The organism is Paraplanobispora takensis (assembly GCF_016863195.1).
GTDB lineage: Bacteria > Actinomycetota > Actinomycetes > Streptosporangiales > Streptosporangiaceae > Planobispora > Planobispora takensis.
Map to the genome: position 1 here is coordinate 23,310 of NZ_BOOK01000041.1, position 21,759 is coordinate 45,068.

The 21,759-nt window shown below is 73.7% G+C and carries 21 protein-coding genes; 10 read left to right on the forward strand and 11 right to left on the reverse strand.

All coding sequences use genetic code 11. The features are described from left to right. Nucleotides 1-55: 55 nt before the first annotated feature. The 7 genes from Pta02_RS28265 to Pta02_RS28295 form a co-directional block, all read right to left on the reverse strand. Complete coding sequence (locus Pta02_RS28265; RefSeq protein ID WP_203877997.1) at nucleotides 56-1,015, reverse strand: quinone oxidoreductase family protein; 960 nt, start codon at nucleotides 1,013-1,015, stop codon at nucleotides 56-58. A gap of 70 nt (nucleotides 1,016-1,085) precedes the next feature. Next, on the reverse strand, nucleotides 1,086-3,026 hold the full coding sequence (locus Pta02_RS42045) for a serine/threonine-protein kinase (RefSeq protein ID WP_275423620.1): 1,941 nt from the start codon (nucleotides 3,024-3,026) through the stop codon (nucleotides 1,086-1,088). A 40-nt stretch (nucleotides 3,027-3,066) separates the two neighbouring features. Continuing rightward, nucleotides 3,067-3,735 (reverse strand): HAD family hydrolase, encoded by a 669-nt coding sequence (locus Pta02_RS28275; RefSeq protein WP_275423621.1) that lies wholly within the window; start codon nucleotides 3,733-3,735, stop codon nucleotides 3,067-3,069. Continuing rightward, nucleotides 3,732-5,090: an ABC transporter ATP-binding protein gene (locus Pta02_RS28280; RefSeq protein ID WP_239131284.1), complete on the reverse strand. Its 1,359-nt coding sequence runs from the start codon at nucleotides 5,088-5,090 to the stop codon at nucleotides 3,732-3,734. The genes Pta02_RS28275 and Pta02_RS28280 overlap by 4 nt, the downstream gene beginning before the upstream one ends. Then, nucleotides 5,087-5,974: an ABC transporter permease gene (locus Pta02_RS28285; protein ID WP_203877999.1), complete on the reverse strand. Its 888-nt coding sequence runs from the start codon at nucleotides 5,972-5,974 to the stop codon at nucleotides 5,087-5,089. Before Pta02_RS28285 ends, Pta02_RS28280 begins: the two co-directional genes overlap by 4 nt. Next, nucleotides 5,962-6,861 (reverse strand): ABC transporter permease, encoded by a 900-nt coding sequence (locus Pta02_RS28290; RefSeq protein ID WP_239131285.1) that lies wholly within the window; start codon nucleotides 6,859-6,861, stop codon nucleotides 5,962-5,964. The genes Pta02_RS28285 and Pta02_RS28290 overlap by 13 nt, the downstream gene beginning before the upstream one ends. Continuing rightward, nucleotides 6,858-8,024 carry an ABC transporter substrate-binding protein gene (locus Pta02_RS28295; RefSeq protein WP_203878000.1) on the reverse strand — a complete coding sequence of 389 codons (1,167 nt, stop codon included), beginning with the start codon at nucleotides 8,022-8,024 and terminating at the stop codon, nucleotides 6,858-6,860. Before Pta02_RS28295 ends, Pta02_RS28290 begins: the two co-directional genes overlap by 4 nt. 210 nt (nucleotides 8,025-8,234) lie before the next feature. Between Pta02_RS28295 and Pta02_RS28300 the strand changes: the two genes are divergently transcribed. Beyond that, on the forward strand, nucleotides 8,235-8,990 hold the full coding sequence (locus Pta02_RS28300; RefSeq protein WP_203878001.1) for a GntR family transcriptional regulator: 756 nt from the start codon (nucleotides 8,235-8,237) through the stop codon (nucleotides 8,988-8,990). A 74-nt stretch (nucleotides 8,991-9,064) separates the two neighbouring features. Beyond that, nucleotides 9,065-9,334: a DUF6504 family protein gene (locus Pta02_RS28305; RefSeq protein ID WP_203878002.1), complete on the forward strand. Its 270-nt coding sequence runs from the start codon at nucleotides 9,065-9,067 to the stop codon at nucleotides 9,332-9,334. 67 nt (nucleotides 9,335-9,401) lie between these two features. Here the strand turns inward: Pta02_RS28305 and Pta02_RS28310 are convergent, their stop codons facing one another. Next, complete coding sequence (locus Pta02_RS28310) at nucleotides 9,402-10,079, reverse strand: DUF4328 domain-containing protein (RefSeq protein ID WP_203878003.1); 678 nt, start codon at nucleotides 10,077-10,079, stop codon at nucleotides 9,402-9,404. 66 nt (nucleotides 10,080-10,145) lie between these two features. Continuing rightward, entirely contained in the window at nucleotides 10,146-10,799 is a 654-nt protein-coding gene (locus tag Pta02_RS28315) for a response regulator transcription factor (RefSeq protein ID WP_203878004.1), read from the reverse strand. A gap of 122 nt (nucleotides 10,800-10,921) precedes the next feature. Here Pta02_RS28315 and Pta02_RS28320 point away from each other — a divergent pair, with 122 nt between their 5' ends. From Pta02_RS28320 to Pta02_RS28335, 4 genes are all read left to right on the forward strand, one after another. Further along, entirely contained in the window at nucleotides 10,922-11,722 is an 801-nt protein-coding gene (locus Pta02_RS28320; protein WP_203878005.1) for an ABC transporter ATP-binding protein, read from the forward strand. Continuing rightward, entirely contained in the window at nucleotides 11,719-13,683 is a 1,965-nt protein-coding gene (locus Pta02_RS28325; protein ID WP_239131286.1) for an ABC transporter permease family protein, read from the forward strand. Before Pta02_RS28320 ends, Pta02_RS28325 begins: the two co-directional genes overlap by 4 nt. A 68-nt stretch (nucleotides 13,684-13,751) precedes the next feature. Next, nucleotides 13,752-14,255 carry an RNA polymerase sigma factor gene (locus Pta02_RS28330; RefSeq protein WP_203878006.1) on the forward strand — a complete coding sequence of 168 codons (504 nt, stop codon included), beginning with the start codon at nucleotides 13,752-13,754 and terminating at the stop codon, nucleotides 14,253-14,255. Next, the gene (locus Pta02_RS28335; RefSeq protein ID WP_203878007.1) at nucleotides 14,252-15,409 is read left to right on the forward strand and encodes a hypothetical protein; all 1,158 of its coding nucleotides are present in this window, start codon (nucleotides 14,252-14,254) and stop codon (nucleotides 15,407-15,409) included. Before Pta02_RS28330 ends, Pta02_RS28335 begins: the two co-directional genes overlap by 4 nt. Nucleotides 15,410-15,415: 6 nt before the next feature. Here Pta02_RS28335 and Pta02_RS28340 read toward each other — a convergent pair whose 3' ends face one another. Beyond that, nucleotides 15,416-16,450, reverse strand: a complete 1,035-nt coding sequence (locus tag Pta02_RS28340; protein ID WP_203878008.1) for an LLM class F420-dependent oxidoreductase — start codon at nucleotides 16,448-16,450, stop codon at nucleotides 15,416-15,418. A gap of 102 nt (nucleotides 16,451-16,552) precedes the next feature. Here Pta02_RS28340 and Pta02_RS28345 point away from each other — a divergent pair, with 102 nt between their 5' ends. After that, entirely contained in the window at nucleotides 16,553-18,040 is a 1,488-nt protein-coding gene (locus Pta02_RS28345) for a sulfatase family protein (RefSeq protein ID WP_203878009.1), read from the forward strand. A 21-nt stretch (nucleotides 18,041-18,061) separates the two neighbouring features. On the opposite strand, the gene Pta02_RS28350 is transcribed toward Pta02_RS28345, so the two are convergent. Further along, on the reverse strand, nucleotides 18,062-18,760 hold the full coding sequence (locus tag Pta02_RS28350) for a FadR/GntR family transcriptional regulator (protein ID WP_203878010.1): 699 nt from the start codon (nucleotides 18,758-18,760) through the stop codon (nucleotides 18,062-18,064). A gap of 76 nt (nucleotides 18,761-18,836) precedes the next feature. Between Pta02_RS28350 and Pta02_RS28355 the strand changes: the two genes are divergently transcribed. Genes Pta02_RS28355 through Pta02_RS28365 form a run of 3 tightly spaced genes read left to right on the forward strand, consistent with a single transcriptional unit; the run spans nucleotide 18,837 to nucleotide 21,759 of the window. Next, nucleotides 18,837-19,703: a (Fe-S)-binding protein gene (locus Pta02_RS28355; protein WP_203878011.1), complete on the forward strand. Its 867-nt coding sequence runs from the start codon at nucleotides 18,837-18,839 to the stop codon at nucleotides 19,701-19,703. Then, nucleotides 19,700-21,139 carry a lactate utilization protein B gene (locus Pta02_RS28360; protein WP_203878012.1) on the forward strand — a complete coding sequence of 480 codons (1,440 nt, stop codon included), beginning with the start codon at nucleotides 19,700-19,702 and terminating at the stop codon, nucleotides 21,137-21,139. The genes Pta02_RS28355 and Pta02_RS28360 overlap by 4 nt, the downstream gene beginning before the upstream one ends. Continuing rightward, on the forward strand, nucleotides 21,136-21,759 hold the full coding sequence (locus Pta02_RS28365) for a LutC/YkgG family protein (protein WP_203878013.1): 624 nt from the start codon (nucleotides 21,136-21,138) through the stop codon (nucleotides 21,757-21,759). The genes Pta02_RS28360 and Pta02_RS28365 overlap by 4 nt, the downstream gene beginning before the upstream one ends.

Sequence of the window (21,759 nt, forward strand, 5' to 3'; positions counted from 1 at the left end):
CGTACGGCCGCCGCCCCGGGCGGGGCGGCGGCCGTACGGAGCCTGAGGCGGCGGGTCAGGGGACGAGCAGGAGCTTGCCGGTGGTACGGCGGGCCTCGAGGTCCTCGTGGGCCCGGGAGGCCTCGGCCAGGGGATAGCGGCGGGAGATGTGCACCCTGAGCCTGCCGTCGGCCAGCCAGCCGTAGATGTCGGAGGCGCGCCAGGCCAGCTCCTCGCGGGTGGCGATGTAGGCGCCCAGGGAGGGACGGGTCAAAAACAGCGAGCCGCCCCTGGCCAGCACCTGCGGGTCGACCGGCGGGACGGGGCCGCTGGCCTGGCCGTACAGGGCCATCATGCCGCGCGGGCGCAGGGAGGCGAGGCTCTCCTCGAAGGTGCTGGCGCCCACGCCGTCGTAGACGACGTGCACGCCGGAGCCGGTCAGGTCGCGCACCGCGTCGGCGAAGCCCTTGTAGCGCAGGACCTCGTCGGCGCCAGCCTGACGGGCCAGCTCCTCCTTCTCCTCGGTGGAGACCGTGCCGATCACCCGGGCGCCCCTGAGCTTGGCGATCTGGGTGAGCAGCAGGCCCATGCCGCCGGCGGCGGCGTGCACCAGCACGTCGTCACCGGCCTTCACCTCGTGCACCGAGTGGGTCAGGTAGTGCGCGGTGAGCCCCTGCAGGGTGACGGCCGCGGCGACCTCGGGCGCGACCCCGTCGGGCACGGCGAGCAGGTGGGAGGCCGGTACGACGACCTTCTCCGCGTAGCTGCCCGTCACGTTCGCCCAGGCCACCTTGTCGCCGACGGACAGCCCCTGCACGTCCTCGCCGACGGCGGCGACCGTCCCCGCCCCCTCGTTGCCGGGGGTGAAGGGGAGCGAGAGCGGGTATCGGCCCATCCGGTGGTAGACGTCGATGAAGTTCACGCCGCTGGCGGCGACGTCGACCAGCACGTCGCCCGGGTTCAGCTCCGGCTCCGGGCACTCCTGGTAGGTGAGGACCTCGGGACCACCGGTGGCGGAGACGACTATGGCGTGCATCGTGCTGACTCCTTCGCTCAGACGGGTGCTTCGATCCTCCCCAACCCGAAGCCGATCATCCTTGTTCCTGCTACGGCTTCTTGGCTGAGGCAGGGCCGTGCATGGTGAAATTGTCGAACGAGGCCTTCAGCACGGCCCCGCTCTTCTCGCCGACCCGGGCGATCATGCCGACCTCGCCGGCGGGCAGCGGGCTGGAGTCCAGCAGGGAGTGCGTCTGCTCCCCGTTGACCCACATGGTGAGCCGCACGCCCTCGCCGCTGCCGCTGCACTCGGCCTGCAGCCGGACGGGCTCGCCCTTGGGCAGATCGAGCTGGACGGGCTCGCCGAGGTCGCCGCCGGCGCTCTTGACGGTCCTGCGGATGCGGGCCTTGCCGGTGGTGTCGACCAGGAACTCGTAACGGGTGGCCTTGTAGTCGTCGTCGCCGCGGCAGAACAGTCCGGACTCGCCGACGCCGCTGCTGCCGTTGCGGACCCCGAGGGAGACGCCCAGCAGCAGCCGGTCGGGGATGACCGGGGTCGGCGTGGCCGAGGGGTCCGGGGTGGCGGGAGGGGCGACCACGAAGGGGACCGGCGCGGTCTCCCGGTGGACGGGATCGTCGCCGGTGACGTCGACGGCGTAGTAGCCCTCGGGCGCGTAACCGTACTTGACGGTCGCCGGGTCGTAGCCGCCGCCGCTCCAGCCGGTGCCGCTCTGGATGAAGTCGTCCTGGTAGAGCAGGGACAGGTCGTCCGGCGGCCCGCCGGACCTGAGCGCGACGTAGCCGCCGACGCCGCCGGCCACCGCGACCACGGCGGCGACGACCGCTCCGGCGATCAGCTTCTTGCGCCGGACGGACGCGGCCGGGGCTCCGTGGCGGGGCCCGGGACCGGAGGCCCGTGTGTCGCCCTGGGGCCGGGCGGAGGCGGGCCCCGTCTGCCCGTGCCGGTCGGCCTGCCCGAGCGGGCCGGTCTGACCGGTCTGGCCGAGGTGGGCGGCGGGGACGGTGTGGGCGGGCGGTCCGGCCGGTGGGGCGTATCCGGGCCGGGTGGGCGCCGCGCCGGGGACGGTGTGGCCGGGATGCGCGGCGGGTCCGGCGGGTCCGGCGGGGACGGTGGACCCGGGGGATCCGGCGGGCGCGCTCTCCGTCCACTGCGCGGTCGTGTGCGGGGTGGGCGGGCTCTGCTGCCACACCGTCTGCACCGAGTGGGCGGCCTGCTCCGGGGCGGCCGAGCGGCCGACCATGTGGTCGAGGAGCTGCTGGGCGGTGGGACGCCGGCCGGGGTCCTTGTCCATGGCGTAGCCGACCAGCTCGCGCAGGCCGGGCTCCAGGCCCTCCAGGACGGGCTCGGTGTTGAGCACCTGGTAGAGCACCGCGTGCAGGGCCTCCCCGCCGAACGGCGCCCGGCCGCTCGCGGCGAAGGCCACCAGGCAGCCCCAGGAGAACACGTCGCAGGCGGGGGAGACCGGCTCGCCGCGCAGCACCTCCGGCGCCATGTAGCGCGGGGTCCCGATGACCTCGCCGGTCCCGGTCACCCCGCTGAGCGTGTCGAGGGCGCGGGCGATGCCGAAGTCGATCACCCGCGGGCCGACCGGGGAGAGCAGCACGTTGGACGGCTTGAGGTCGCGGTGGACGATCCCGGCGCCGTGGATCGCGGTCAGCGCGGTGGCCACGCCGACCGCGAGCGCGTCGAGGCTGGAGCCGCGCAGCGGCCCGTCGGAGCGTACGGCCTCCTCCAGGTTGGGGCCGGGCACGAACTCGGTGACCACGTAGAGCTGCTCGCCGTCCAGTGCGGCGTCCAGCACGGCCGCCGTGCAGAACCGCCGGACCCGCCGCGCGGCGTCGGCCTCCCGGCGAAAACGCATCCGGAACTGCTCGTGCTGGGTGTACTCGGGGTTGATCACCTTGATGGCGACCCGCTGCCCGTCGGGGGCCTGACCGAGGTAGACGGTGCCCATGCCGCCCCGGCCCAGCCGGCTGAGCACACGGTAATGCCCGATCTGGAGGGGTTCGCCTGGACTGAGGTTGTTCACCGTATTACCTAACCGCATTTACCGTCGCCTGGGTGGTGGCTCAGCCTACCGAGATCTGACCGGCGGCCAGCATCCGCAGCATCGGCAGATCCACCTGTTCCAGGCTGTCCACGGTCAGCACGCCGTACGGCGCCGCCCCGTCCGAGGGGACCGCGATCACGCGGCATCCGGCGGCCCTGGCCGCCGCGATGCCGGTCGGGCTGTCCTCCACGGCCACGCAGCGGGACGGGTCGGCGCCCAGCCCGGCGGCGGCCTTCAGGTAGGGATCGGGCCGGGGTTTGCCGTGCGCGGTGTCCTCGGAGGCCACCACGAGACGGAAGCGTTCGGCTCCGACGGTGCGCAGCACGATGTCCACGACCCGCCGGGGTGAGGCGCTGACCAGGGCGATCGGCACACCGGCGGCGCCGAGGTCGTCCAGGAGCCGCAGCGCGCCCGGCAGGGGGGTCACCCCGCCCGCGACGCGCTCGGCGAACTCCTCTGCGAGCCGTACGGCGACCGCCTCCCGTTCCGGCTCGCCCGTCCCGTCCCGGGCGCTTCGGACGAGACGGGCGGCGACGTGCTCGACCGGGCGGCCGAGCACGTCGCCGCTGTCCGAGTCGCCCAGTTCCAGGCCGAGTTCCGAGGCGACCGTCACGCACGCCTCCCACCACAGGCCCTCGGTGTCCACGAGCGTTCCATCCATGTCGAACAGGACGGCCCGGAGGCTCACCGCCCGTCTCGCCGTACGGCGGCGCCGGTCGCCTCCGCGGTGGTGCCGGCCGTACCGGCGCCGTCGGAGGGGGCGGCCGGGTCCCGGGAAGCGGCCGAGGGGTCGGCCGGATCTGAGGGGGTGGGCGGGATGGCCGAAGGACCGGCTGGATCCGGGGAGGCGGAGGAAGCGGGCGGGGTGGCGGCCGTGGCCGGGGATGTGGAGGGGGCGGGGCGGGGGGAGACGAGGACGGGGCGTTGGACGAGGGTGACGGTCACCTGGGTGCCGGGGGCCAGCCGTACCGCGTCGTGGCCGGGGACGTCGGCGAGGATCTCCAGGTCGCCGGGGGCGTCGCCGAGGCTGACGCGGAGGCGGGCGGAGGAGCCGCGGAAGGAGGAGGCCACCACGAGGGCCCGGCCGCCGGGTTCGGGGGTGACGATCACCGCCTCGGGGCGGACCAGCACGTCCACCTCGGGGCTGCTCGGTACCGGACCGTCCACGGGCATGAGCCGGCCCAGGACCGTGACCTCGGCGCCGGAGACACCGGACGCGCCGGATCCGCCGGACGCGCCGGAGAGGGTGGACGCGCCGGATCCGCCGGACGCGCCGGAGAGGGTGGACGCGCCGGAGACGGTGGACAGCCGGCCGGGGACGCGGTTCATCGTGCCGACGAACTCGGCCACGAACGGCGTCGCGGGACGGTCGTAGACCTCGGCGGGCGGCCCGACCTGTTCCAGCCGCCCGTCGCGGAGCACCGCGACCCGGTCGGCGATGGACAGCGCCTCCTCCTGGTCGTGCGTCACGAAGATCGTGGTGATGCCGAGGTCGAGCTGGAGCCGGCGGATCTCCTCCCGCAGCGCGACGCGGACCTTGGCGTCCAGAGCCGACAGCGGCTCGTCGAGCAGCAGCACGCGCGGCTCCAGCGCCAGCGCCCTGGCCAGGGCGACGCGCTGCTGCTGGCCGCCGGACAGCTCGTGCGGGTAGCGCCCGCCGTGCTCGGGCAGGCCGACCAGCTCCAGCAGCTCGGCCGCGCGGGCGTGCCGCCGGGCGGCGGGCACCTTGCGCACCCGCAGGCCGAAGGCCACGTTGTCGCGGGCGTTCAGGTTGGGGAACAGCGAGTAGGACTGGAAGACCATGCCGGCGTCCCTGCGGTTGGCCGGCAGCCGGGTGATGTCCTTGCCGTCGATCAGCACGGCCCCCGCGTCGGGGTGCTCGAAGCCCGCCACGCAGCGCAGCGCCGTGGTCTTGCCGCAGCCCGACGGGCCGAGCAGCGCCATCAGCTCGCCGGGCTCGACGGCGAGGTCCAGCCCGTCCAGGGCGACCGTACGGCCGAACACCCGGCGCAGTCCCCGGAACTCGACGCCGGAGGTCTTCATTGTGAGTCCTTTCGCTTGGCGCCCGCGCCGGACAGGATCAGCAGCAGCAGCCAGGTGGTCAGCAGGCTGAGGATGGAGACGGCCACCGACAGCCGGCCGTTCGCGCCGGAGATCGTGACGATCCAGACCGGGAAGGTCTGGTAGCCCAGGAGCGCGGCGACGGTGTACTCGCCGAGCACCAGCGCGAGGGCGAGGAACGAGGCGCTGGCGATGGCGGAGCGCAGGTTGGGGATGACCACCCGGAACATCACGTGCGGCCACGAGGCGCCCAGGTTGCGGGCCGCCTCCACCAGCGTGCGCACGTCGATCGCGCGCAGCCCCGCGTCCAGCGACCGGTAGACGAACGGCAGGGCCAGCACCACGTAGGCCAGCACGAGCACCACGGGGAACGTCTCGTCCTGGATCGCGATCAGCGTCGCCCAGAACGGCGTGGCGGCCAGATAGTCCGGCCCCCAGCGCAGCACGGTGCTGATCCCGGTCACGAAGGTGATCGGCGGCACGACCAGCGGGATCGTGCAGATCACCTCCAGCACCGGCCGCAGCCCCGGCGCGCCGAGCCGTACGGCCAGCAGCGCGGGCAGGGTGAGCGCCAGCACCACCACGATCGTCGCCGCCGCCAGGGCCAGGGACAGCAGCATGCTCGCCGCGAAGCCCTCGGCGGTGAGGATCTCCGCGTAGGTGGACAGGGAGAAGCCCTGCTGCTCGCTGTGGACGGTGAACCAGAACGAGGCGGCCATCGGGACCAGGAAGTAGACCGCCGCGGCGCCCAGCACCACGCCGCGCCACAGGCGCATCCGGCGCGGGCGCGAAACCGGGGACGAGGCCGGAGCCGGGGCCGCGGGATCGGCCGTCCCGGTGGGCAGGATGGGGGTCACCGCAGCCATCGGCTGCTCCTCCTCTGCAGGGGCAGGTAGACCGCCATCACCAGGCCCGCGACCACGATCATGTCGAGGCTCAGCGCGAGCGCGATGTTCTCGTGGCCGATCAGCACGTCGCCGGTGAGCGCGTCGGCGATCTGCAGGGTGACCAGCGGGACCGTGCTGCCCACCATCGCCCTGGCGGTGGCGTAGGCGGCGAACGCGCTGCCGAACAGCAGGACCGTGCCGCCCAGCAGCGCGGGCGCCAGCACCGGGATGCCGACGTGCCGCCAGTACTGCCAGGCGGTGGCGCCGCTGTTGCCGGCCGCCTCCCGCCACTGCGGCCTCAGCCCGTCCATCGCGGGCACCATGACCAGCACCATCAGCGGGATGGAGAAGTACATGTAGACGATGACCAGGCCCCAGAAGGTGTACAGGCTCCAGCCGTACTCGCCGAGCCCGAGCGCCTGGGTCAGCACGCCCGAGTTGCCCAGCGTGGCGACCCAGGTGAACGCCAGCGGCACGCCGCCGAAGTTGGCCAGCACGCCGGAGGCGGTCAGCACCGACTCGCGCAGCGTCCGGAACCGGGAGGTGACCACCGCCTGGGCGAGGAAGGCTCCCAGGACCGCGCCGAGCAGGGCCACCACGGCCGACAGCTGCACGCTGCTGACCAGGGTGGAGAGGTAGTTGCCCCGCAGGCTCTCGACCAGGTTGGAGGTGCCGAAGCCGGAGACCCCGGTCTGCGGGTCCCGGACGGTGAAGGCGCCGAGCACCAGCGCGACCGCCGGGATCCCGAAGGCCAGGGCCGTGAAGGCGAGCAGGGGCACGGCCGCCGGCCAGCTGCCGGTCCGGGCGCGGCCGCCGCGGGGCGCGGCGGCCGGCTCACCGGCGTCCCCGGTGATCGAGACCATCATCCGCCGACCGCGGCGCCCCAGCCGGTGGCCAGGACCTCCTTGGCCTTGTTGATCTGCTCCTCGGTCGGGAAGCTCGGCTCACCCTGGACCGCGGGCAGGTTGGCCGCGGCGCTCTTGTCCACCGAGCCGTCGGCCTGCATCGCGGGCAGCAGCACCGGGCGGGCGAAACCGCCGAGATAGAGGTTCTGGCCCTCGGGGCTGTAGAGGAACTCCTGCCACAGGCGGGCGGCGGCCGGGTGCGGGGCGTCCTTGTTGATCGCCTGGGCGTAGAGCTGGAAGTACTTGCCGTCGCTCGGGACGACGGTCTTCCAGTCGATGCCCTTGCCGGCCATCACGGGGCCGTAGGCGGCGTTGTTGTAGTCCCAGTCGATGCTGATCTGGGTCTCGCCCTTCTCGATGGTGGCCGGGGTGGTCTCCACCGGGTTGAAGTTGCCCGTGTCCTTCAGCTTCTTGAAGAAGTCCAGGCCGGGCTGGATGTCGTCGAAGGAGCCGCCGTTGGCCAGGGCCGCCGCGTAGACGCCGCCGAAGGCCGAGCCGGACTGCGTCGGGTTGCCGTTCATCGCGACCTTGCCCTTGTACTCCGGCTTGAGCAGGTCGGAGAAGGTCTCCGGGCAGTTGTCGATCTTCTTGGCGTCGCAGCCGATCGAGACGTAGCCGCCGTAGTCGTTGGCCCAGAGGCCGCTCGGCTCCTTCTGGTTGTCGGGGATCTTGTCCCAGGTCTGCACCTTGTAGGGCGCGAACAGGCCCTCGGCCGCGCCGCTGATGGCGAAGGACTGGCCGATGTCCAGGACGTCGGGGGCGCGGTCCTGGCCCTTGCGGGTCTTGACCGCGTTGATCTCGTCGGCGCTGGAGGCGTCGGGGGTCTCCTCCTCGATCTCGATGCCGTACTTCGTCTTGAAGGCTTCGATGATCTTGCCGTAGTTGGCCCAGTCGTGCGGCAGGGCGATGACGTGGAGCTTGCCCTCCTTCTTCGCCGCCGCGACGAGCTGCTCCATCCCGCCGAAGTCGGCGGCGGAGGTGGCGGTCCTGGCGTCGACGCCGGCCGCGGAGCCACTGCCCGAGGCGGCGGGGGAGGAGGTGGCGGTCGGTGCGGCCCCGCACGCCGCGACCCCTGCCAGGAGGAACGCGGCCAGGCCTGCGGAACGGATTCGGGATGCGATCACGGTGTCTCCCAGCGGGGGTGTCGCGCCATATGTCACGAAAGTAGGCGAACTTGTTCAAACAAGCTAGGCCCAGTGCGCCGTTGTGCGGTTTCCGCCGGATGAACGCTCGGAGTACGCCGGTGGAATGCGAGAACCCGCACTTTGTGGGTGATCGATCATTGCCTAGTGTGGAGGCGGGACCGGCCGGCCGGTGTGCACAGCGAGGGAGCCATGACTGCCCGGTATGCGGGGATCGCCGGAGAGCTGCGCGAGGCGATCATGCGAGGAGACTACGACGTGGGCGCGCAGCTGCCCTCCGAGGCCGAGCTCGCCGTCCGCTTCGCCGCCTCCCGCGGGACCGTCCGCCAGGCGGTCGCCGTACTCGCCGCCGAGGGACTGGTCGGCTCCCGGCAGGGGGCCCGGCGCATCGTGCTGGGGCGCGAGCGCAGCCAGAGCTTCGCCGAGCTGCACAGCTTCGCCCAGTGGGCGCGGTCGATGGGCCACCGGGTCACCGGCCGGGTGCTGGAGCAGCGCCGCCGGGCGGCGGACGCGGCCGAGGCGGCCCGGCTGGCGCTGCGGCCGGGGGACGCCGTGCTGCGGGTGCTGCGGCTGCGCTCGCTCGAAGGCGAGCCGGTGCTGCTGGAGCGCACGGTCTACGCCGGGTGGATCGCCCCGGCGGTGGAGAGTCTGCCCGCCGACTGCGAGTCCGTCACACAGGCGCTCTACGAGGGCGTCGGCCTGGTCTTCGCCTACGGCGAGCACCTCATCGACGCGGTCGCGGCGGGCACCGAGGACGCGCGGCTGCTGTCGGTACGGCGGGGCAGCCCGCTGCTGCGCCAGCGCCGGGTCACCACCACCCCCGAGGGCCGCCCGGTCGAGTGGTCCGACGACCGCTACCGCGCGGGCAGCGTGACGTTCAGCATCCGCAACTCGGTGGACGCCAACCCGCTCGTCCGGCAGGTGGGGGACTTGCGCCCGTCATCGTAAGAACGTATGTTCGACTCTGCACAGACCCGTCTTCCCCCGGGTGCCATCCGACAGCCGCGGGGGGAAGAACCGTCTTGAGCAGACTCTACGGCGACCCGATCGAGGTCTGGACCCGTGACGGGGTGCCGATCCAGTTCGTCTGGCACGACCGGCTCTACGCCGTGCGCCGGGTGGTCGATCACTGGGTGGTGGCCCGCGAGTGGTGGAAGACGAGTGACGACGACCCCGGCGAGCGCCGCTTCTGGCGCGTGGAGGCCAGCCCCGGCCGCAAACTCGGCACCTACGAGCTGCGCTTCGACACCGCGGGGTCCGGCTGGCTGCTGGTGCGGGCCTGGGAGCGCTGAGCGATGTGCGGCGGTGCGGGCCCGGGAGCGCTGAACGATCCGGGGGCGCCGGCCGGCGGGGCGCTGATCAGTTCGTGGCGGCCTGGGGCGTGGTGGGGCGGGTGGCGGGGGACGGTGCCCGGCGGCGGTGGCGGGCCTCCGCCTGGGCTCCGCTGATCTGCCTGACCGTCGTCGCGCACAGCAGGCACGCCATGGCCGCCGCGGCCAGCTCGGCCGGGCCGAGACCGGTCAGGCCCGCCTCCGCCGGCGAGCCGGGCAGCGCCCGGCGCGCGACCATGACCAGCAGCGTCAGGCAGCTCAGCCACCAGGCGGTCAGCAGCGCCAGCCACGGGCCGCGGCGTCCGGCGGGCGGGTGCGAGGCCCGCCAGAGACGGTCCAGCAGCACCGGCGGGGCGAGGAGGTTCAGCGGCGGCACCAGCCAGCCCGCCAGGACCCGCCCCACGGGCAGGCCCGGGGAGCCGGCGGCCCGCCAGGCCCGGGCCAGCCAGACCAGATAGACGGCGACCGCGGCGACCGTGGTCACGGTCACCGCGATGATCAGGATGGCGAAGACGGTGGCCGCGCCGATCAGGGCCTGCGCGCCGGGAGCGCGGGTGTCGCCGCTGAAAGCGGACATCTCACGCGCAAGCCGTGATCCGCGGGCGTACTCGAAGACGACGAGGGCCGCGGTCGCGGCCACCTGGGCGGCGAGAGTCGCGTAGACGGCCGTGACCGGCTGTCGGCGTGGGGACGACGCGCGGCGCATGTGAAGCTCCCCCCGGCATGCGCTGAAGGACCTGCCCTTCTTCTATCCCGCCGGGGCCTCCGTCAATCAACTCACCACGCCGGACTCCCAGGCCCATGCGGCGATCTCCACGCGGTTCCTTGCCCCGAGCTTTGCCTGGACGCTTCCCAGGTGCGTCTTGACCGTGGAGAGCGAGACGAACAGCTCCGCGGCGACCTCCTGGTTCGTCCGCCCCCTGGCCACCAGCCGGACCACGTCGAGCTCCCGCTCCGTCAGCGGCTCGGCGGGCGGGCGGGCGCCCACCCCGGAGGCGGGGCGGGCCAGGTGTTCGAGCAGCCGTACGGTCACCGACGGCGAGACCAGCGCGTCCCCGGCCGCCGCGGCGCGGATGGCCTCGATCAGCAGCGTCGGCCCGCTGTCCTTGAGCAGGAAGCCGGTGGCCCCGGCGCGCAGCGCCCCGTAGACGTACTCGTCCAGGTCGAAGGTCGTGACGATGACCACCCGCAGCGGGTCGGCGGCCCCCGGCCCGGCCAGGATCCTGGTGGCCTCCAGCCCGTCGAGCCTGGGCATCCGGATGTCGAGCAGGCACACGTCGGGCCGGAGCCGCCGTGCCTGTTCGATCGCCTCGGCGCCGTCGGCGGCCGTCGCCACGACCTCCATGTCCGGCTGGGCGTCCAGGATCATTTTGAACCCGGTCCGCACGAGTTCCTGGTCGTCGGCGATGAGCACCCGAATCGTCACGTGATCGATTCTGCCAGCAACCGGGTCGTACCAGGCCATCGGCCGTTCGGCCGATGCCTCCGTCCGCGGATGGGACACGCGGCCGATCCGCCGGTATGTCCCCGCGGGGGATGGTCGTCACCATGACTGCTGTCCTTGAAGGATTCGATCTGGTGAAGCGGTTCGGCGCGACCGTGGCACTGGGAGGCGTGGCGCTGCGGATCGGCCGCGGCGAGGCCGTGGCCATCATGGGGCCGAGCGGGTCGGGGAAGTCGACCCTGCTGCACTGCCTGGCGGGGATCATGAAGCCCGACGGGGGCGAGGTCCACCTGCTCGGCCAGCGCATCGACACGATGCGTGAGCGGGAGCGCAGCGCGCTGCGCCGTACCCGCTTCGGGTTCGTGTTCCAGTTCGGCCAGCTCCTGCCCGAGCTCCCGGCCGAGGAGAACGTCGCGCTGCCGCTCATGCTCGGCGGGGTGTCGCGGGGGGACGCCGTACGGCGGGCCCGCGAGTGGTTCGGCCCGCTCGGCCTGGGCGGGATGGAGGGACGGCGGCCCGGGGAGCTGTCCGGCGGCCAGGCCCAGCGGGTGGCGATCGCCCGCGCGCTGGCCACCCGGCCCGCGGTGGTCTTCGCCGACGAGCCGACCGGCGCGCTCGACCAGGCCACCGGCCAGGACACGATGCGGCTGCTGGTGGAGGCGACCCGGGGCAACGACGCCTCGCTGGTGGTGGTGACCCACGACCCGCAGGTGGCCCGCTGGTGCGACCGCACGGTCGAGGTCCGCGACGGGCAGGTGCTCTCACCCGGCGGGTACGGCGCGCCCGTGCCGTCCGGCGGGTACGGGGCCGCCGGGGCGTCCGGAGTCACCGGGACCGCGGAGGCCATGGGGGCCGCCGGGGCCGCCGGGGCCGCCACCCGGATCCTGCCCGGGGTGAACGGATGACCGGCCTGCTGGGACTGAGCTGGCGGCTGCTGCGCGGCGGGGGCCGCGGCGGCCTGCTGGGCGCGGGGCTGACCGCGGTGGCGGTGGCCGTCTCCACCGCGCTGCTGCTCTTCGCCGTCTCGGCCAACCTGGCCTTCCAGGGCCGGGCCGAGCGGGAGGCGTGGCGCAACCCGGTCGCGGCGGACACCGGCGTCGTGGCCGTCCAGGCCGTGCGCAGGGACTACGTGCGCGACCTGGGCATCACCGTCGTGGACGTCGCCGCGCTGAGGCCCGGAGCGGCCCCGCCGCCCGGCCTGGACCGCTTCCCGGCGCCGGGAGAGGTCTGGTTCTCCCCGGCGCTGGCGGAGCTCGTCCGGGAGCTGCCGGCCGGTGAGCTGGCCGGCCGGTTCCCGGAGAAGGTCGGCGGGACCGTCGGGGACGAGGCGCTGGTCCATCCCGGCGAGCTGGTCGCGGTCCGCGGCCAGGAGCCGGACGCCCCGGTCATGACCGTCAAGGCCCCGCAGGACCCGCTGACCGGGACCGCGCCGACCCGGGTGGCCGGTTTCACCGGCGAGCCCACGAACGACGCGCAGGCCTACCAGGCGCTGGCGCTGATCGCGACCGTGCTCATGGCCGTGCCGCTGCTGGTGTTCGGGGGCGCGGCGGCCCGGCTCACCGTGGCCCGCCGCGACCAGCGGCTGGCCGCGCTCCGGCTGGTCGGCGCCACACCCGGCCAGGTGGTCCTGATGACCGTCGCCGAGGCGGTGATCACCGCTGCGGCCGGTGCGGTCGCGGGCGTGGCGCTGTACGGCCTGCTCACCCCGCTGCTGGGCGGGATCGAGATAGCGGGCGGCTCCTGGTTCGCCGCCGACCTGTGGCCGGGCGTGCCGTACACCCTGGCCGTCCTGGCGGCCGTGCCGCTGCTGGTGGGCCTGTCCGCCGTGGTCGGCCTGCGCCGGGTGGTGGTCAGCCCGCTGGGCGTGGCCAAGAGGGAGACCCCGCCGGCCATGCGGGTCGTGCGGGTCCTCGCGCTGCTGGCCGTCCTGGCGACGGTGCCCGCGCTCGGCGCCGGCACCGCGGCCGGAGTGGTCGCGGTCGTGCTCGGCCTGGCCTTCCTGGCCATCAACCTGACCGGCCCCTGGGTGGTCGGGGTGATCGGCAGGATCACCGCCCGTACGGCGCGCGGGCCCGCCCGCCTGCTGGCCGGCCGCCGCCTGGTCGACGACCCCCGGGCGGCCTGGCGGACCGTGAGCGGCGTGGCCATGACCGGGTTCGTGGCCGGGTTCATCGGGCTCCTGAGCCCGGGGAGCGGCCTGCTCGGCGACGCCGACGCCACCACCCTGCGCCTCACCGTCCCCGCGGCCCGGGTGTCGCAGCTGACGGAGGAGGCCCGGGAGCGCCTGTCGGCGGCGGGCGTCCCGGCCAGGGTGAAGGTCACGGGCGAGGGCGGGGACAGGACGCTCGCCGTCACCGTCACCGAGGCGGCACGGGTGGACGAGGCGGTGATCGACCGGGCCAGGACCGCGCTCGACGGGATGGTCCCCGGCCGCGGGGCCACCTCCGAGGCCGACGAGGAGCGCTTCGGCGTCCTGCTGCTGCAGGACGTGGGCACCGGCACCGTCGTCGTGCTCACCGTCTCGTTCCTGGTCGCGATCGTCAGCGCCGGCATCACCGCGGCCTCCTCGGTCCTCGACCGCAGGCAGACCTACGCCCTGCTCCGCCTGGCGGGCACCCCGCTGGAGGTCCTCAACCGGGCCCGCCGCGCCGAGACGCTCGTCCCGCTGGCGGTCATGGGCGGCGGCTCCATCGTGGTCGGGATGTTCTGCGCGCTGCCGTTCTCGTTCTCCGCGATGAACGTCAGCGGGCTGACCGTCCTGCTGGCCTGCGTGGTGCTCGGCTTCGCCGGGGTGGCCGGCGCGGGCGCCGCGAGCGCCCCGCTGCTGCGGTCGGTCACCGCCGACCCGGCCCCGCGCCCGGACTGAGGATCCGGTCCGGAAGAATTTTCTCGTCCGGACCGGTGATCGAGGGCTCGGCTGAGGGACTACTGGGCGTGGACGATCCCGAAACGCGGTTCACCGCGCTGTACGACCGGTATTACCGGAGCGTGCTCGGCTACGCGCTGCTGCGGGCCGAGCGGCAGGCGGCCGAGGACGTGGTCAGCGAGACCTTCCTGGTCGCCTGGCGGCGGCTGGAGCAGGTGCCGGAGCGGCCGCTGCCCTGGCTGCTGGGCGTGGCCCGCAACCTGCTGCGCAAGCACCACGACCGCCGGCGGCAGTGGGCGACCTCCGCCGAGCGGCTGGCCGTGCTGGCCCAGGAGGGCGACGTGGCCGACCAGGTCTCCGAACGGCGGGCGGCCCTGGAGGCGCTCGCCACACTCCCCGAACACGAGGCCGAGGCGGTGATCCTGGCCAGCTGGTACGGCCTGGGCCCGGCCGAGGCCGCCGAGGTCGCGGGCTGCTCGGCCCGCGCGTTCACGGTGCGCCTGCACCGCGCGCGGCGGCGCCTGGCCGACGCGCTGAACCTCGCCCGGACGACCCTGCAGGAGCAGAGATGACGAACGACGAGCTGATCGCGGCCCTGCGCCCCGATCACGTCCTGGATGAGAGCTACCGGCGCCGGCGCGAGGCCGACCTCGCCCGCGCCTTCGCCACGCCCCGGCCGGGCCGTGCCGCGCTGCGGATCCGCGCCCTGGTGCCGGGGGCGCACCTGCCGGTGGGGAGGCGCCTGCCGAAGGGAGCACGCCTGCCGGTGGGGGCGCGGCTGGCTCTGGCGGGTACGGCCGCCGCGGGGCTGGTCGCCGCCGTGGCCGTCCCCGCGGCCCTGACCGGCACGGCGATGCCGGGCGGGCCCGGCGAGGGCCGGTCCACCGGGCCCGCGGGGCAGGTCGCGCACGCCTCTCCCGGCTCGCCCGGCTCTTCCGGCTCGCCCGGTTCGTCCGCGGAGCCTGTCGTGGTGCTCGACGCCCGCTCGCTCCTGCTGGCGGGGGCCGAGCGGGTCGCCGCCGAGACCGGGGCGCGGGGCCGCTACTGGTTCGAGCGGACCCGGACCTTCGAGCCGGCGGCCTCCGGCGCGGTCGTCGCCCACTCCGAGGAGGTCTGGTACGACGGCCGTGCCGGCCGCGGGCTGTTCAACCAGGACGTCGAGGTCGTCTTCGCCGACGAGGCCGACGAGGCCGCGTGGCGGGAGAAGGGCTCTCCGGCCCTGTGGCCAGGGCCCGGCAGGAAGGACTTCTCCCGGATCTCCCTGAAGTGGGGGATCGGCTCCGCGTCGCTGACCATGCAGGAGGTCCGGCGGCTGCCCGGCGACGCCGAGGGGCTGGAGCGGTGGCTGCGCTCGGTCCACCGGGACGGCCCCTTCCCGGACTTCGTGTTCGGCGCCGCCCGTTACCTGCTGTCGTCCCCGGCCTCCCCGGCCACGCGCGCGGCGACGCTGCGGATCCTGGCCGCCCAGCCGGGACTCGTCCTGGAACGGGACGCCACCGATCCGCTCGGCCGTACCGGCTCGGCGATCACCACGGGCAGCGGCGACGTCCGGCTGGTCGTCGACGAGTCGGGGGCGCGCCTGCTGGCCTTCGAGTACCACGGCCCGGACGAGGAGGCCCGCGGCGCGGACCGCGGTGTGCGCATCCCCTTCCGCAAGGGGTTCAAGGTCGCCTACGAGTCCTCCGGCTGGGTCGGCGCCCCCGGCGACCGCCCCGGGACGGGGTGACCGGCCTCAGCCCAGGACGAGGTCGCGGATGACCTTCAGGGAGGGCTCGTCGTGGGGGCCCATGACCAGCAGGGTGCGCACCGGGCTCGCGCGCCACAGCTCCAGGCGCTCGCGGATGCGGCCGGGCGGGCCGAGCAGGGAGATGCCGTCGGCCAGCTCGTCGGGGACGGCCTTGAACGCCTCGTCCCTGCGCCCGGACAGATAGAGCGCCTGGATCTCCTCGGCGGCCTCGGCGTAGCCCATCCTGCCGATGATGTCGGCGTGGAAGTTGCGGCTCTTGGCCCCCATGCCGCCGATGTAGAGGGTGAGCATCATCTTCACCCCGTCCAGGGCGGCCCGGACGTCGTCGGTGATCACGGTCATCACCATGGCCGCGATGTCGAAGTCCGGGCCGGCCCCCGCCAGCGACGGCCCGTACATCCGCTCGATCTTCTCCGGGAACACGAACAGCGGCAGCCAGCCGTCGGCGATCTCGGTGGCCAGCGCGACGTTCTTCGGCCCCTCCGCGCCCAGATAGAGCGGGATCTCCGGGCGCAGCGGGTGGGTGATGAGCTTCAGCGGCTTGCCGAGACCGGTGACGCCGTCGCCGGACCCCGGCGGCAGGGGGAGCGGATAGTGCTGGCCGTCGCTGGTCACCGGCTCCTCGCGGCGCCAGACCTTGCGCATGATCTCGACGTACTCGCGGGTGCGGGCCAGCGGTCTGCCGAAGGGCCTGCCGTACCAGCCCTCGACCACCTGCGGCCCGGAGGCGCCGACGCCGAGCATCAGCCGGCCGCCGGTCAGGTGGTCCAGCGTCATGGCGGTCATCGCGGTCGCCGTCGGGGTCCTGGCGGACAGCTGCACCACCGAGGTGCCCAGCTTGATGCGGGAGGTCCGCGCGCCGTACCACGCCAGGGGGGTGAAGGCGTCGCTGCCGTAGGCCTCCGCGGTCCAGACGGAGTCGTAGCCCAGCCGCTCGGCCGCCTGGACGAGTTCGGTGGCGTCGACGGCGTCGCGCTGCCAGTAGCCGAGGTTCAGGCCAAGCCTCAGGTCGGTGCTCATATGGGCCCCTTCGTACGGGTACAGCCCTGCAATTAGAACACGTTCTATCTATTTGGTCGAGGATGGTGTGTCGGGGATCGGCCTTTGGGGAAACGTCAACGTGTGCTGAACGCTGTCCGCAAGGTGCTGTGCCTGTCACTCCTTCTCCTGCTGGGGGCTCCGGGAGCCCTTCCCGCGGTGGCGCAGATGAGGGAGCGGCCGAACATCATCCTGATCCTCGCCGATGATCTGGGAACCGGAGATCTAGAGAAATTTCCGAATATCTGGAACGAGTTCATCAGCGCCGGCACCACGTTCGAGCGGTTCTTCGTCCCCAACTCCTGGTGCTGTCCCTCCCGGGCCTCCATCCTGCGCTCCCAGTACGTCCACAGTCACGGCGTTCTGACCAACACGGCCCCCGAGGGGGGTTTCACCAGTTTCCACACATCTGATCTGGAACGTTCCACTGTCGGGGTGTGGATGAAGGAGGCCGGCTACCGCACGGCTCTGATGGGCAAATACCTCAACCACTATCCGGGCGAGGCCGCCCCGGCCACCTACGTGCCCCCGGGCTGGGACGAGTGGGACGTGCCGGTGCGCCGCCTGTACGAGGAGTACGACTACACGCTCAACGAGAACGGCACGCTCAGGCAGTACGGCTCCGCGGCCGGCGACTATCTGACCGACGTGCTGAGCGCCAAGGCGAACGCCTTCGTCTCCCAGGGGAACGAGCCGTTCTTCCTCTATCTGGCGCCGGTCGCCCCGCACCTGCCGGCCAACCACGCCCCCCGCCACGCCGGGGCCTTCTCCTGGCTCACCGCGCCCCGCGGCCCCTCCTTCGACCAGGAGGACCTCTCCGCCGAGCCCGAGTGGCTGCGCTCGCGGGAGAGGTTCGGCGAGGGGACGACGGCGAAGATCGACGAGATGTACCGCGACCGGCTGCGGGCGATGCTCGGCGTGGACGACCTGGTCGGCTCCCTGGTGGAGACCCTGCGGACGGCGGGCAAGCTGGAGGACACCTACCTGTTCTTCGGCTCCGACAACGGCTTCCACCTGGGCGAGCACCGGCTGGCCCAGGGCAAGACCACGCCCTTCGACGAGGCCGTCAGGGTCCCGATGGTCGTACGGGGGCCCGGGATCGAGTCCGGCGGGGTGATCGGCGAGGTCGCCTCCACCGTGGACCTGGCCCCGACCTTCGCCCATCTGGCCGGGGCCGGGCTGCCGGACTTCGTGGAGGGGCGCTCGCTGCTGCCCCTGCTGCGCGGCTGGGTCCCGGCCGGGTGGCGGCAGAACGTGCTGATCGAGTTCAACCGCCCCCAGGACGAGGACTCGGCCCGCCAGACCCCGGTCCCGCCCTACCGGGCGATGCGCACCGCCCGGCACACCTTCGTGCGCTACGAGACCGGCGAGTACCAGCTCTACGACCTCGGCACGGACCCCTACCAGCTCCACAACCTCGCCGGGCGGGTGTCCCCGTCGGTGATCGGGGAGTTCGACCGTCAGCTCGACGCCCTGATCTCCTGCTCGGCCGCCTCCTGCCGGGTGGCCGACGCGGTGCCGCCGCCCTTCCTCGCCGTCCCGCCGCACGGCTGGGGGCCCGGCCTGGAGTGAGGCCCGGCCGGGCGGGGGCCGTCAGGACGGTCCGTCCCCGGGATAGGCGCGGGCCAGGTGGCCGGCGATCGCCGTGGCCGCGGCCTCCGGGTCACCGGTCTCGATCGCCTCGTAGATCTTCCGGTGGTCGTCCATGAGCAGGTCGGTGGTCCCGAGCCGGCGCACCGCCCGGACCGCGTAGGTCCGCACCGTCGCGCGCAGGGCCTGCATCGTCGCCGCGAGCAGGCGGTTGCCCGACAGTTCGGCGACGGTGAGGTGGAACTCCGCGTCGTGCAGGACGAACTCCTCCGGCGTAGCGGCGCGTTCCATGCGGCCGATCGCCTCCCGCAGCCGTTCCAGGTGCGCGGGGGAGGCGCGTCCGGCCGCGTGCCGTACCGCCCACTGCTCGATCATCATCCGGGTCTCCGCCACCTCGCGCATGGAGAGGCTGGACAGGCCCACGTGCAGCCGGAGCAGGTCGGCCAGCGCCCCCGCCGGCCGGGAGGTGAGCACGGCTCCCGCGTCCGGGCCCCGCCCGGCCTGCGAGGAGATCACGCCCAGCGTCTCCAGCACCCGCATCGCCTCGCGCACCGACGCCCGGCTGACCTGGAGCTGCTCGGCGAGCTGCCGCTCGCCCGGCAGCCGGTCGCCGACCGTGAGCCCGTCGTCCGCGATGCGCCGCTCGATCTGGGCGATCACGTCCTCGAACGCGCGGGTGCGCCGGACCGGCTCCCATCCCATGCGGTCTCCTCCGGTGGCTTGTGGCGGCGTATGGTCTGACCATACTGTGGTCTGACCATTGAGCGGAAGGAGCGCCGTGCGCGTCGCCCTGTTCATCACGTGCGTCAACGACACGCTGTTCCCCGGCACCGGGCAGGCGGTCGTGAAGCTCCTGCGCCGCCTGGGGTGCGAGGTCGACTTCCCCCGTGCGCAGACCTGCTGCGGCCAGATGCACGTCAACACCGGATACCCCGGGGAGGGGACCCGGCTGGCCCGCCGCTTCGTGGACGTCTTCGCCGGATACGACGCGGTGGTCGCGCCCTCGGGCTCCTGTGCCGCCATGGTCCGCGAGCAGTACCCCCGCCTGGCCCGCGCCGCCTCGGCGGCCTCCCTCGCCGGCCCGCCGGGCGGAGCGGCCTCCGGGCGGGAGAGGGCCTCCGGGCGGGAGAGGGCCTCCGGATGGGAGACGGCCTTCGAGCGGGAGGTGGCCGAGGTGGCGCCGAAGGTCCACGACCTGTCGGAGTTCCTGGTCGACGTCCTCGGGGTGACCGACGTCGGCGCCTACTTCCCGCACCGGGTGACCTACCACCCCACCTGCCACTCGCTGCGCGGCCTCCACCTGGGCGACCGCCCGGCCCGGCTGCTGCGCGAGGTCAGGGGCCTGGAGCTGGTGCCGCTTTCCGGCGCGGAGGAGTGCTGCGGCTTCGGCGGCACCTTCGCGGTCAAGAACCCGGCGGTCTCGGCCGCCATGTGCGCCGACAAGGTGCACAACGTCATGGCCACCGGCGCCGAGGTGCTCTGCGCCGCCGACAACTCCTGCCTGATGCACATCGGCGGCACCCTGGGCCGCCAGCGCTCCGGGGTCAGGGTCGTGCACCTGGCCGAGATCCTCGCCGCCACCGAGGAGGACACGCCGTTCCCCGCCGGGGAGGCGACCGGCGGCCGGGCGGGGGGCGCGCGATGAGCGGCACCTTCCTGGGCATGCCCGCCTTCCCCGGCAACGCCGCGGCGGCCGTGCACGACTCGCAGCTCAGGTTCAACCTCCGCAAGGCCACCCGCACGATCCGCGGCAAGCGGGCCGCCGTGGTCGGCGAGCTGCCGGACTGGGAGGAACTGCGCGCCGCGGGCAAGGCGATCAAGGATCACACCCTGCGCAACCTGGACCGCCATCTCCTCCGGCTGGAGGAGGCGGTGACCCGGGCCGGCGGTCGCGTGCACTGGGCGGCCGACGCCGCCGAGGCCAACCGGATCGTCGCGGAGCTGGTCGAGGCGACCGGCGAGACCGAGGTGGTCAAGGTCAAGTCGATGGCCACCCAGGAGATCGGCCTCAACGAGGCCCTCGCCGAGAGGGGGATCACCGCCTACGAGACCGACCTGGCCGAGCTGATCGTGCAGCTCGGTGACGACCTGCCCTCGCACATCCTGGTCCCGGCGATCCACCGCAACCGCTCGGAGATCCGCGAGATCTTCCGCGAGAAGATGGGGCAGTGGGGACGGGCCGCGCCCGGGGACCTGACCGACGACCCCCGCGCCCTGGCCGAGGCCGCCCGGCTCCACCTGCGCGAGCGCTTCCTGTCCAGCAAGGTCGCGATCTCCGGCGCCAACTTCATGATCGCGGAGACCGGCACCCTGGTGGTGCTGGAGTCCGAGGGCAACGGGCGGATGTGCCTGACCCTGCCGGAGACGCTGATCAGCGTGGTCGGCATCGAGAAGCTCCTGCCGAGGTGGCAGGACCTGGAGGTCTTCCTCCAGCTGCTGCCGCGCTCCTCCACCGGCGAGCGGATGAACCCCTACACCTCCACCTGGACCGGCGCGGCCGAGGGCCAGGAGTTCCACCTCGTCCTGCTCGACAACGGCCGCACCGACGTCCTGGCCGACGAGGTCGGGCGCCAGGCCCTGCGCTGCATCCGCTGCTCGGCCTGCCTGAACGTCTGCCCGGTCTACGAGCGCGTGGGCGGTCACGCCTACGGCTCGGTCTATCCCGGCCCGATCGGGGCCATCCTCACCCCGCAGTTGCACGGCATGACCCGCGCGACCCCCGCCTCGCACGGGCGCGGGATCTCGGAGCTGGACGCCTCCCTGCCGTACGCCTCGTCGCTGTGCGGCGCCTGCTTCGAGGCCTGCCCGGTGGCCATCGACATCCCCGAGGTCCTGGTCCACCTACGGGCCAAGGCCCCCCACCCGCGCTCCGAGCGCCTGGCCATGCGCGCGGCCGGATGGGTCTTCGACCGCCCGGTACGGCTGGCGCGGACCCAGCGCCTCGGCGGCCGGCTGCGCAGGTTCGTGCCGGGCCGCCTGCCCGGCCCCGGGGCCGCCTGGACCGACACCCGCGACGTCCCCGACATCCCCGCCGAGTCCTTCCGCGACTGGTGGGACCGCACCGAAGGAGGCACCCGGTGAACTCCCGCGAACGCATCCTGGCGAGGATCCGCACGGCCGTCGCCGGGGCGCCGGAGGTCGCGCTCGTCCCCGCCCGCCCGCCCGCGGCCGCGACCGGACGGGAGGTCGAGCTGTTCGCCGAGCGGGTGGCCGACTACCGAGCCGTCGTGCACGTGGCCGAGCCGGGCAAGGAGGGCGCCGTGATCGCCGAGGCGCTGGCCCGGCGCGGGGCCCGCCGCGTCGTGGTGCCCGGCGGGCTGCCGCGGGAGTGGGAGCGGGCGGTGCGGGACCACCCGGGGTGCGAGGTCGTGACGGACGATCCGCCGCTGTCGGCGGCGGAGCTGGACGCCGTCGACGGAGTCGTCACCGGATGCGCGGCCGGCATCGCCGAGACCGGCACGATCGTGCTGGACGCCGGGCCGGGCCAGGGCCGCAGGGTCCTGACCCTGATGCCCGACTATCACCTCTGCCTGGTGAGGGCCGGGCAGATCGCGGCGGGCGTGCCGCAGGCGGTCGCCGCGCTCGACCCGGCCAGGCCGCTGACCTGGATCAGCGGCCCGTCCGCGACGAGCGACATCGAGCTCGACCGGGTCGAGGGCGTGCACGGCCCGCGCACGCTGGAGGTGATCGTCATCCGCTGA